Source organism: Pseudochrobactrum sp. AO18b (genome assembly GCF_000409565.1).
Taxonomy (GTDB): Bacteria; Pseudomonadota; Alphaproteobacteria; order Rhizobiales; family Rhizobiaceae; genus Pseudochrobactrum; species Pseudochrobactrum saccharolyticum.
This window is the reverse complement of record NZ_ANNO01000365.1, coordinates 1-11,589: the sequence shown is the minus strand read 5'-3', so window position 1 is coordinate 11,589 and position 11,589 is coordinate 1. Positions and strand designations below refer to the sequence as shown.

Below are 11,589 nucleotides of genomic sequence, written 5' to 3'. Positions count from 1 at the left end.
ATAAAAGAAAAACGCCGCCGTCAAAATATGAGCGGCGGCGTTTTAATCAGATTGAAAGGCTTATGGCAGCTTGTTGAAGCCGTCGCTGAAGCCCTGCAATTCAACGGGAATACCCACGCCTTCTTCCGGTGTCTGGAACACGATGAAAGTCGCGGCCTTACCCTTGCGCAGTGTGTCGATCAGTGCGTCGTCAAGGATAACTTCCGCATAGCAGCCGTCTTCAAAACAGCGCACGAAATAAGCACGGCCGATATCTTTGCCGTCCACATTGAGGCCGAGGCCGTTTGGCAGCAAAACGCCGAGTGGTGCAAGCACACGCAGGATACGCGCTTTATTGTCGGCAGTTTTCAGAACAACGACCGAAAGGCCGAGCTCAGGACGGTCAGCAGCGATCACATTCTGGATCAGCGCACATTGTTCGGTCTTGGCACCGGCAGGCTTGTCGCAAAGAATGGACCATGCGCCATGCTGCGAGCGCAAAGTGCCGTTTTTCTGCGATGCACCGGAAGCGGTTGGCTGCGGTGCAGTCTGAGCAAAAGCAGCAGAGGCGGATACAGCCATAAGGCCTGCACCGAGCAGAGCAGCGGCAACTTTACGGCTGACAGAAGAGAAATGGTGCATATTTATGATACCTTTGGCGGCTCGGTAAACATTACATCGGTAAATGCGGCGCGAGCCGTAACTACCCTTTGAAAGCGTATTTAAGAGAGGGCTTTGCGTCATTTCCGGAAACCGGCAAATCAGAAAGCCATGCTTTTTATTCTGTGTACATGGATAATGGCGGAATTTGAACCGGATAAGGTAAAGTTTTAGTATAAATCAGATTGTGAACACCATTCTAAATCCGCATTGCCGAAATTATCGCTATGCCATGCACAGTTTTCAGCATCTTCCCTCCGTTTTAGCACCGTGAATTGCAGGCTGATCTGAAAGAGTGTGCAGCGTTTGAAATCTGCCGTGCTTTTCAGGATATTGCAGCAGCTTTCTACAGGATGCACGGCGCATTGTTTTATCTGTATTTTACTTGATCCAGATCAATGCAAATAAGTCCGGACTATGAATTGATTCTCCGTTCTGAGGCCGGAATAAGGCGTGATCTGCAGATTTGGGCTGTTTTGGCGCGGTTGAGGCAATCAGGAAAACCTTGAGATTTTTCCGGGCAGACAAAATCTGTAAAAGGTCGCGCTATACTGTTCTTCGTTTTCAACTCTTTGATTTTATGTGTTTTTATAGATTGATTTGAATATTTTTATATCCGGTTACCTGCGGGATGAACCGGAAAAGACCCGTGTTTTTGAGTTGTATTACGCGCAAAAATGCCGCACGGGAAAATCTTCGCCTTCCTTGCTTGGTGCTATAATGTGTTGTCAGTACGGTGGGGGAACGGGACATTGGCTGGGGAAGAGCTATGTCCGCGATTAACCGGCAAGGCTATAATCGGGAGAAGATGCTGGTGGATAGGGTTATTGCCACAAATAAAGCCGTTGCAGGTAAGGATTCTGCGATGAAAAAACATATTTTGACCGGCAGCGCGGTTGCATTCGGCGCAGTGTCCGGTCTTTTGGCGTCTGCAGCGGGCGCACTGGCTGACAAGCCGGTTGACTGGCAGCTGAGCTGGCAGGATTCCGCAACAAAAATTGCGGATCAGATACATTGGTTTGAGCGTTATTCGCTGATGTTCATTATTCCGGTAACCGGTCTGGTGATGCTGCTGCTCTTGTGGTGCATCCTGCGCTTCCGTAAAGGCGCAAATCCGGTTGCTTCCAAAACCAGCCATAACACAACGATTGAAGTGATCTGGACACTGGGTCCGGTCATTATTCTGCTGTTTCTGGCCATTCCATCCTTCCAGCTTCTGACTGCGCAATATTCTCCGGATGAGCCAAAACTGACTGTTAAAGCAACAGGTTATCAGTGGTACTGGGGCTATGAATATCAGACAGAAGAGCCGCTTTCTTTTGATGCGCTTCTGCTGAAAGACGAAGACCGTGCGAGCGCCGGTAAACAGGATCTGGCCGCTTATCCGCGTCTTCTGGCCGTTGATAATGAAGTTGTGGTTCCTGTGGATACGACTGTCCGCTTGCTGGTGACAGCTGCCGATGTGATCCACTCATGGGCAATGCCTGCTTTCGGCGTCAAGATGGATGGTGTTCCGGGACGTAATAACGAAACATGGTTCAAGGCCGCCCGTGAAGGGCTCTATTACGGCCAGTGTTCTGAACTATGCGGTAAAGATCATGCTTATATGCCGATTGCTGTGCGCGTTGTCTCACAGGAGCGTTATGATGCATGGCTTGCTGCTGCCCGCACGGATATTTCCGGTGCGAATAAGACGCTGATGGCCGAAATTGAAAATGACAACAAGACCGTGACTGTTGCCGGAAACTGATTATAAGCCTGACGTGAACGGAGTTTTCGTCAGGCTCTTGGGTTTTTACAGGTCACGAACCGCATGGCTGCTTAAAAATCAAATATGATTTAAGACGGAATTCATGTGGTAGTTCAATATTTTAGAATACCTGTTTTGGTTCCCTAAAGGGCATTTGGTATTCGTTCAGAACGGGAGCAATCTTATGGCTGGTACAACAGCTCACGATACCCGAAAGGGAGCCCCTCACGCAGGGGCGGATGCACACCATGACGACCACAAGCCGCGCGGCTGGGTTCGCTGGGTGTATTCGACCAATCACAAAGATATCGGTACACTCTATCTGATCTTTGCGATTATTTCCGGTATCATCGGCGGGGCATTGTCCATCGCTATGCGTGCGGAATTGCAGGAGCCTGGTATCCAGATTTTCCATGGTCTGGCTTCTATGGTCTATGGCGTTGAAGGCGATGCGGCACTGGATGCCGGTAAGCATATGTTCAACGTGTTTACCTCCATGCATGCGCTGATTATGATCTTCTTCATGGTCATGCCTGCGCTGATCGGTGGTTTCGCCAACTGGATGGTTCCGTTGATGATCGGTGCGCCGGATATGGCGTTCCCGCGCATGAACAATATTTCATTCTGGCTGCTGCCTCCGGCATTGCTGCTGCTGCTGATTTCCTTCTTCGTGCCGGGGCCTGCCGGTGGTTGGGGCGCAGGTGGCGGCTGGACGCTGTATCCGCCGCTGTCGACTTCGGGGCAGCCTGGACCTGCGGTGGATTTCGCAATTCTGTCGATCCACATTTCCGGTGCGTCGTCCATTCTCGGTGCGATCAACTTCATCACAACCATTCTGAATATGCGTGCGCCGGGCATGACCCTGCATAAAATGCCGCTTTTCGCATGGTCTGTTCTGGTTACAGCCTTCCTGCTTCTGTTGTCTCTGCCGGTTCTGGCCGGTGCGATCACAATGCTGCTGACAGACCGTAACTTTGCGACAGCATTCTTCGCGCCTGAAGGTGGCGGTGATCCGATCCTGTATCAGCATTTGTTCTGGTTCTTCGGTCATCCTGAAGTGTATATTCTGATCCTGCCGGGCTTCGGTATTGTCAGCCACGTGATTTCGACCTTCTCGAAGAAGCCGATTTTCGGTTATCTCGGCATGGCCTATGCGATGGTTGCAATCGGTGTTGTCGGCTTTGTGGTCTGGGCGCACCATATGTATACGGTGGGTCTGTCACTCGATACGCAGCGTTATTTTGTGTTCGCAACCATGGTGATTGCGGTGCCGACCGGTATCAAGATCTTCTCGTGGATTGCCACAATGTGGGGCGGTTCGATTGACTTCCGCACGCCGATGATCTGGTCAATCGGCTTCATCTTCATGTTCACCGTTGGTGGTATGACTGGTGTGCAGCTGGCCAATGCCGGTCTCGACCGTGCGCTGCATGACACATATTATGTTGTCGCGCATTTCCATTACGTATTGTCGCTGGGTGCCGTATTCGCGATTTTTGCGGGCTGGTATTACTGGTTCCCGAAAATGTTCGGCTACATGTACAATGAAACCATTGGCAAAATTCACTTCTGGCTCACATTTATCGGTGTGAATCTGGTGTTCTTCCCGCAGCATTTCCTCGGTCTTGCCGGTATGCCGCGCCGTTATATCGACTATCCTGATGCCTATACAGGCTGGAACATGGTGTCGTCCTACGGCTCGTATATTTCCGGCTTTGCGGTGCTGGTTTTCCTCTATGGTGTATTTGAGGCTTTTGCGAAAAAGCGTGCCACAAGTGCAAATCCATGGGGTGAGGGTGCAACAACACTGGAATGGCAGCTGTCTTCGCCGCCGCCTTACCATCAGTGGGAACAGCTCCCGCATGTGAAGTAATATTGTTCGGGCGGCGTCAGTCATGCCGCCGCCCGATACAAACGAAAATGCCGGATAGCATGATTTATGCAATTCATAGGGCCGTTCACTTTTAGGCTATTTATGAATTTCCTAAATTATGACGGGTGTACCGTGCGGTGTTTGGGTGTATAGAGGCGCTATTAGCGCTTAATGCACCGCAGGTGCTGCAACAGTCGCGCAAGAAAATGCGGCGTTGCGGGAGAAGCAGTCTCCCCGCAAATAGCTGCTCAGAGTGCGACATTCGTTTTAAGGAATTGCCGGATTTGAGATCCGGTATCCGGTTTTGCCGGAATTTTTGAATAAGGACAGATACAGATAATGTCTCTGGTTGAGAAAAATAACATGACAGGTGAAACCGGACAGCCGATGCAGCTGTCGGAAGCGAGCGCGGCTGATTATATCGCGCTGCTGAAACCGCGTGTCATGTCGCTGGTTGTATTTACCGGTTTTGTTGGTCTGATCGTGGCTCCCGGTCATATGAATCCGGTTATGGCTGCGATTGCTATTCTTTGTATTGCGATCGGCGGCGGCGCCTCAGGCGCGCTGAATATGTGGTATGATGCTGACATTGACCGCATTATGAAACGCACAAAAAACCGGCCGATCCCTGCTGGTCTGATCCGTGAAGAAACAGTGCTTGCCTATGGTATTACACTGTCTGTCTTTTCCGTGATGACACTTGGCCTGCTCGTCAACTGGCTTGCTGCAGCTTTGCTGGCCTTTACAATTTTCTTCTACAGCGTCGTTTATACGATGTGGCTGAAACGCTCGACACCGCAGAATATTGTTATTGGCGGTGCCGCCGGTGCATTTCCGCCTATGATCGGCTGGGCTTCGGTAACGGGCACAGTCTCGGTTGAAAGTGTTGTTCTGTTTCTGATTATCTTTTTGTGGACGCCGCCGCATTTCTGGGCACTGTCCCTGTTCACATCCGGTGATTATGAAGCAGCAAAAATTCCGATGATGCCGAATGTGCGGGGTGAAAAATCCACACGTTTGCAGATCGTAATCTATTCGCTGATCGTGGCGCCGGTTGGTGTTCTGCCATGGTTCCTCGGCTTCGGCGGCCATGTCTATGGTGTGCTTTCTGCTTTGCTTGGCGCAATCTTCGTATGGCGCGCAGTGCAGCTCTGGATGGCGCCGGAACATGAAACACAAATGCGCGCTGCCCGTGCGCTGTTTAAATTTTCGCTGGTTTATCTGTCCGCTTTGTTCAGCATCTTGCTTGTTGAAGCACTGGTGGCGAAAATACTGCCGGTAATAGGGGGATAATGATGGCGGATAAAGAAGCAAAAACTGAACTCGAACTGATAACGCAGACAGAGAAACAGAAGAAAGCCCAGCGCAGCCGTTCAGTGGCTCTGGCACTGGCCTTAACGGCTTTTGTTCTGATCGTTTATATCGGCACATGGGTTAAACTCGGACCCGGTGTGCTGGTTCGCCCGATGTAATCGGAACTGTCAGCGTTTTAAGTCGCAGGGAGGCGGCATAGGCAATGATACAGAAACAGGAAAATACAGAAACAATGCAGGCGCCTGCAGCAGAAGACACTGCTGCACAGGCTGTACGTCATCAGCGTTCCAATCGTATTGTTGCTCTTTCCTGTGCCAGTTTCTTCGTTGCCATGATCGGCATGGCCTATGCGGCTGTCCCGCTTTATCAGATGTTTTGTCAGGTTACCGGCTATGGCGGCACAACGCAGCGCGTTGAGCAGATGTCCGATACAATCCTCGATCAGACGGTCAATGTACGCTTTGATGCCAATGTGTCCGGCGGATTGCCATGGGAGTTCAAGCCGGTTCAGCGCGAAGTGACTGTGCGTATCGGTGAGACCACCATCGTGAATTACGAAGCGAAGAATATCTCCGACCGTCCGGCTTCGGGACGCGCGACCTTCAATGTGTCGCCGGATCTCACAGGTTCTTATTTCAACAAGGTTCAGTGCTTCTGCTTTACAGACACAACCCTTGCCGCCGGTGAAACAATGGAAATGCCGGTCATGTTCTTTGTCGATCCGGATATTGTGAAAGAAAAAGACCTTAAAGGGCTGAAGACGATCACCTTGTCTTATACATTTTTCCCGCTGGACAAGGAGCCGGTGAACTCAGCCGCAGCGCCTGCTGTTTTGCAGAAAAATGCTGAAATTAAACCGGTGGTGAAGCCGCAAGGATAGAGATGCCGCGACATCATGTTGCGGTGCGCAAAAAAGCGAACTGCATCAAGAATATGGTCAAGAGGGGCTATGTTCGGAGCGCAAAAACAGACTGCGCCTGCGACATAAAATAAAGAACAGGGTGCTTATCGGGGGATATCCGGATGCAGCACCGGAAAGATAAACAGAGGAGCCTTGGGGCATAAACCTTAAGGGGGAATGACATGGCAGACACTCATCAGAAGAACCACGACTATCATATTATAGATCCTAGTCCGTGGCCGTTTCTGAGCTCGGTTGGTGCATTTGTTCTGGCCATTGGCGGTATCGCTTATATGCGCTACCTCAATGCAGGCGAGCTGCATCTGTTTGGTATCAATTTTGTAACGCCATGGCTGTTCTTTATCGGCATCGCCATCATCCTGTACTGCATGTATGGCTGGTGGTCGGATACGATCCGTGAGGGCAAGGAAGGCCACCATACCCGCGTGGTTTCCATCCATCTGCGCTATGGCATGATTATGTTCATTGCCTCCGAAGTCATGTTCTTCGTGGCATGGTTCTGGGCCTTCTTTGATGCCAGCCTGTTCCCGAATGAAGTGCATCAGGTGATGCGTGCAGAATTCACCGGCGGTCAGTGGCCTCCGAAAGGCATGGAAGTTCTCGATCCTCTGCACCTGCCGCTTTATAATACCGTAATTCTGCTGCTCTCCGGCACAACGCTGACATGGGCGCATCATGCGCTGCTGCATAATGACCGCAAAGGCCTTGTCTGGGGGCTGGCGCTGACTGTTGTTCTCGGTGTGCTGTTCTCTTTCGTGCAGGCTTATGAATATATTCATGCGCCATTTGCCTTCAAAGATTCCGTTTATGGTGCAACATTCTTCATGGCGACCGGTTTCCATGGTTTCCACGTTATTGTTGGTACGATCTTTCTGGCCGTTTGTCTGATCCGCTCTATTCGCGGTGATTTTACGCCGAAGAACCATTTCGGTCTGGAAGCCGCTGCATGGTACTGGCATTTCGTGGACGTGGTCTGGCTGTTCCTGTTCTTCAGCATTTATGTCTGGGGTTCATGGGGCGCACCGATTGCCGTGCATTAACCGGCATCAGGAATAACGGTATTTTGCCGGAGTTCTGAGCCTGATGGGATAAGGAAAGCGTCGCGGTTTTTGAGGGCTGCGGCGCTTTTTGTTTCTTAGAGCGCCCTGTGTCGGACCTGGCACATAAAGGTGGCTCCAACATTTTAAAATTTTGTTCTGGTTTTAACGGCGCAACTAGAGCATTTCACAGTCAAGTTGGATCAACTTGACGGCAGTGATAATGCGACAAAATAAAGAATCTAGAGCGAGCGCTATGATCCAATCTGGACGTAAACCGCTCTAGACCGCAGCGGAGGTGGAATAATGCATAATAAAGATAGTCTTTATCCGCCGGTAGAGCCAATCAAAGCCGGTATCAAAGGACGCTGCCCGCGCTGCGGACAGGGCGCTTTGTTTAATGGTTATCTGAAACTGGCAAAGCGCTGTGAGGTCTGCGAACTGGATTATGGTTTTGCAGATTCCGGTGACGGGCCTGTTGTTTTTGTGCTTCTGCTTGACGGTTTTCTTGTTACAGCTTTGGCGCTCTGGGCTGAGGTGTCTTATCAGCTGCCGCTCTGGCTGCATTTTATCATCTGGATACCGCTGGCAATTCTCATCGGGCTGGTGCTGACGCGCTGGATGAAAGGTATTCTGATAACACTGCAATATAAGCATAAAGCGGCGTCGGGGCAGCTCGACAGGCGGGGACGCGAATGACTGCCACCGGTAAGACACAGAAGTCCTTTCCATGGATTTTACTGCTCTGCAGCAGCATTGCTTTTGCCGTTCTGCTGGGGCTTGGTATCTGGCAGACACAGCGTTTGTTCTGGAAAGAGCAGCTGATTGCGCAGATTGAAGAAAGGGTGCATTCCGCACCTAAGCCGCTGAGTGACATTGAGGCTGAATTTGCCAAAACCGGTGTTGTTGATTACATGCCGGTGACTTTGCGCGGCACATTTCAGCATGAGCGCGAACAGTATTTTTTCACCACGTTTAAAGGCGCATCCGGTTATGCGGTTTATACGCCGCTGATCCTGAATGACGGGCGGGCTGTTCTGGTTAATCGTGGTTTTGTGCCTTATGAAAAGCAAAATCCGGCGACACGTCCGCAAGGACAGATCGCGGGTGAAGTGACTGTTACGGGGCTTGCCCGTGATCCGCTGATTGCCAAACCGTCTTCCTATCTGCCGGACAATGAACCGGCTAAAAAACTTTATTACTGGAAAGACTGGGGCGCGATGATGGAAAATAGCGGCCTTGCTCAGGATCATGATTTTGTCGGGTTCTTTGTGGATGCGGATGCCACAGCCAATGCCGGTGGCTTGCCGCAGGGCGGGATAACCATTCTCGAGCAACCGAATAATCATCTGCAATATGCGGGCACATGGTTCGGGCTGGCTGCCGTTTTGCTGGTTGTGACCTTTATCTATATTTTCCGTCAGCGCCGTAGTCCGGATGCGCAATAGCTGTTGACATTGCGTGATACGAAGCCCAATTGCTAAAGCTGGATATGTTTTACAGCGCATTGATGATCTATGGTCGCAATGTTGCTTTGAAGACAGGATAATCAGAGTTCAATGACCGATAAGCCTAAGCTGACCATCCGCCTGTGCGGTCCACGTGGATTTTGCGCCGGTGTTGATCGCGCTATTCAGATCGTTGTGCTGGCGCTGAAGAAATACGGCGCTCCGGTCTATGTGCGTCATGAGATTGTTCACAACCGTTATGTGGTTGAAGGCCTGCAGGCACGTGGTGCGATCTTCGTGGAAGAGCTGGACGAAATTCCGATGGAACACCGCGATCAGCCGGTGGTATTTTCCGCTCATGGTGTGCCAAAATCCGTGCCGGAAGATGCGGATGCGAAAAACCTGTTTTATCTGGATGCAACCTGTCCGCTGGTTTCCAAAGTTCATAAACAGGCGATGCGCCATCAACGTCTTGGCCGGCATGTTATTCTGATCGGCCATTCCGGTCATCCGGAAGTGATCGGCACAATGGGGCAACTGCCGGAAGGTACGGTTTCCTTGATCGAGACTGTAGCAGATGCCGAGGCCTACCAGCCGGAAGATCCTGAAAACCTCGGCTTTGTAACGCAAACCACGCTGTCGGTAGACGATACTGCGGGTATTATTGCCAAGCTTCAGGAGCGGTTTCCGCAGCTGACAGCGCCTGCCGCTGAATCCATCTGTTATGCTACAACCAATCGTCAGGAAGCGGTGAAAGAAGCGGCTCCCGGCTGTGATCTGTTTCTGATTGTCGGTGCGCCGAACTCTTCAAATTCCAAACGTCTGGTGGAGGTGGCCGAGCGCTCCGGTGCCCGTCATTCTCTGCTTGTGCAGCGTGCGGAAGAGATTGACTGGGATAATCTGGGCGAGCTTTCTGTGCTGGGGATTTCGGCAGGGGCATCGGCACCGGAAATTATCGTTGATGAGATCATTGATGCGTTTTCGCAGCGTTTTGATGTCACAATTGATCTGGCAATCACCACCGTTGAAACCGAGAACTTCCTCGTCAACCGTCAGATCCGCGATGTGGAACTGACGGCTCAGGACATGGCGTTTGTGAACGGCAATCACTGAAATAAAGAATAATCTGCCGCGATTTTCGCAGGTGACGGCAGGGGGAGACCAGCATGGCTGTCTATACGGATATTAATGAAATTGAACTGGCAGCCTATCTGGAAAATTACAACATAGGTACTTTGCTGTCTTTCAAAGGCATTGCTGAAGGTGTTGAGAACTCCAATTTCCTGCTGCGCACGACTGAAGGCACATTCATTCTGACCCTTTATGAAAAACGCGTGGATCGTGATGATCTGCCGTTCTTCATTAAGCTGATGCAGCATCTGGCGGTCAACGGTATTGAGTGCCCGCAGCCGGTGGTGCAAAAAAACGGTGAGGCGATTGGTGAATTGGCTGGCCGTCCGTCGGCAATTGTCACCTTCCTTGAAGGCATGTGGTTGCGCAAACCTGCCGCGGAACATTGCTATGCTCTGGGTGTAGCCATGGCGCAGATGCATCTTGCTGGTCAGAATTTTGCGATGGAACGCGAGAACAGCCTGACATTGAAAGACTGGCGCCCGCTCTGGGAAAAATGCATGGCAGATGCTGATGCCGTTGAAGCCGGTTTGCGTGCACAGACAGAAGCGGATCTGGCCTATCTGGAGCAGAACTGGCCGTCGGATCTGCCACGCGGTGTGATCCATGCCGATCTGTTTCCGGATAATGTGTTTTTTATCGGTCAGAACCTGTCAGGCATTATCGACTTTTATTTCGCCTGCACGGATATGCTGGCCTATGATCTGGCAATCTGCCTCAATGCATGGTGCTTCGAGCGTGATTTTTCCTATAATCTGACTAAAGGCACAGCTTTGCTGCGCGGTTATAATTCTGTGCGCCCTCTGAACTCCGCAGAGCGTGAGGCTTTGCCGGCGCTGTGCCGCGGCGCTGCCTTGCGCTTTATGCTGACGCGGCTTTATGACTGGATCAATGTGCCTGCGGACAGTTTTGTGACCAAAAAAGACCCGATGGAATATTTGCGGCGTATGCGTTTTCATCGCGAAGTACGCTCGGCCAGCGAATATGGCCAGTAACAACAGCAAGTTACTGTGCTGAATAGCCGTGAACTGCCTTTATAAATAAATGTGAGAAAACCGCTTGAAGACGATTACAGCCTATACGGATGGTGCCTGTTCAGGAAATCCGGGTCCCGGGGGATGGGGGGCTATACTGGAATATAACGGACACCGCAGAGAGCTGAATGGTGGTGAACGGGACACGACCAATAACCGGATGGAGCTGATGGCTGCAATTTCCGCATTGCAGGCGCTGAAAGAGCCGTGTCAGGTCGATCTCTATACGGACTCGGTTTATGTGCGCGACGGCATTTCCAAATGGATCGAAGGCTGGAAGCGCAATGGCTGGAAAACCGCGGCCAAGGCTCCGGTTAAAAATGCCGAGCTTTGGCAGGAGCTGGATGCTGCGCGCAAAAATCACAAGGTGACATGGCACTGGGTTAAGGGCCATGCGGGGCATCCTGAGAATGAGCGTGCGGATGAACTCGCCCGTGAAGG

At 51.2% G+C, this 11,589-nt stretch carries 12 protein-coding genes; 11 read left to right on the top strand and 1 reads right to left on the bottom strand.

Annotation, left to right across the window (positions count from 1 at the left end; all coding sequences use genetic code 11):
• Window positions 1-60: 60 nt before the first annotated feature.
• On the bottom strand, window positions 61-621 hold the full coding sequence (locus A918_RS0114065; RefSeq protein WP_022711683.1) for an invasion associated locus B family protein: 561 nt from the start codon (window positions 619-621) through the stop codon (window positions 61-63).
• 883 nt (window positions 622-1,504) lie between these two features.
• Between A918_RS0114065 and coxB the strand changes: the two genes are divergently transcribed.
• From coxB to rnhA, 11 genes are all read left to right on the top strand, one after another.
• Window positions 1,505-2,389, top strand: a complete 885-nt coding sequence (gene coxB / locus A918_RS0114055; RefSeq protein WP_033316145.1) for a cytochrome c oxidase subunit II — start codon at window positions 1,505-1,507, stop codon at window positions 2,387-2,389.
• A 184-nt stretch (window positions 2,390-2,573) separates the two neighbouring features.
• Window positions 2,574-4,262: a cytochrome c oxidase subunit I gene (ctaD, locus tag A918_RS0114050; protein WP_022711681.1), complete on the top strand. Its 1,689-nt coding sequence runs from the start codon at window positions 2,574-2,576 to the stop codon at window positions 4,260-4,262.
• A 339-nt stretch (window positions 4,263-4,601) separates the two neighbouring features.
• Window positions 4,602-5,555, top strand: coding sequence for a heme o synthase (locus A918_RS0114045; protein WP_022711680.1), 954 nt, complete (start codon window positions 4,602-4,604; stop codon window positions 5,553-5,555).
• 2 nt (window positions 5,556-5,557) lie between these two features.
• The gene (locus A918_RS20555; RefSeq protein WP_238481772.1) at window positions 5,558-5,734 is read left to right on the top strand and encodes a hypothetical protein; all 177 of its coding nucleotides are present in this window, start codon (window positions 5,558-5,560) and stop codon (window positions 5,732-5,734) included.
• Window positions 5,735-5,808: 74 nt separating this feature from the next.
• Window positions 5,809-6,456 carry a cytochrome c oxidase assembly protein gene (locus tag A918_RS20550; RefSeq protein WP_051139057.1) on the top strand — a complete coding sequence of 216 codons (648 nt, stop codon included), beginning with the start codon at window positions 5,809-5,811 and terminating at the stop codon, window positions 6,454-6,456.
• Between the two features lie 203 nt (window positions 6,457-6,659).
• On the top strand, window positions 6,660-7,538 hold the full coding sequence (locus A918_RS0114030; protein ID WP_022711677.1) for a cytochrome c oxidase subunit 3: 879 nt from the start codon (window positions 6,660-6,662) through the stop codon (window positions 7,536-7,538).
• Between the two features lie 303 nt (window positions 7,539-7,841).
• Window positions 7,842-8,234 carry a DUF983 domain-containing protein gene (locus tag A918_RS0114025; RefSeq protein ID WP_022711676.1) on the top strand — a complete coding sequence of 131 codons (393 nt, stop codon included), beginning with the start codon at window positions 7,842-7,844 and terminating at the stop codon, window positions 8,232-8,234.
• Entirely contained in the window at window positions 8,231-8,983 is a 753-nt protein-coding gene (locus A918_RS0114020; RefSeq protein ID WP_022711675.1) for an SURF1 family protein, read from the top strand. Before A918_RS0114025 ends, A918_RS0114020 begins: the two co-directional genes overlap by 4 nt.
• Window positions 8,984-9,094: 111 nt before the next feature.
• Window positions 9,095-10,096 (top strand): 4-hydroxy-3-methylbut-2-enyl diphosphate reductase, encoded by a 1,002-nt coding sequence (ispH, locus tag A918_RS0114015; protein WP_022711674.1) that lies wholly within the window; start codon window positions 9,095-9,097, stop codon window positions 10,094-10,096.
• Window positions 10,097-10,149: 53 nt separating this feature from the next.
• Window positions 10,150-11,109: a homoserine kinase gene (locus A918_RS0114010; protein ID WP_022711673.1), complete on the top strand. Its 960-nt coding sequence runs from the start codon at window positions 10,150-10,152 to the stop codon at window positions 11,107-11,109.
• Window positions 11,110-11,173: 64 nt separating this feature from the next.
• Window positions 11,174-11,589 (top strand): ribonuclease HI (rnhA, locus tag A918_RS0114005; protein WP_028233823.1); only part of this gene is annotated, 416 nt, incomplete at its 3' end.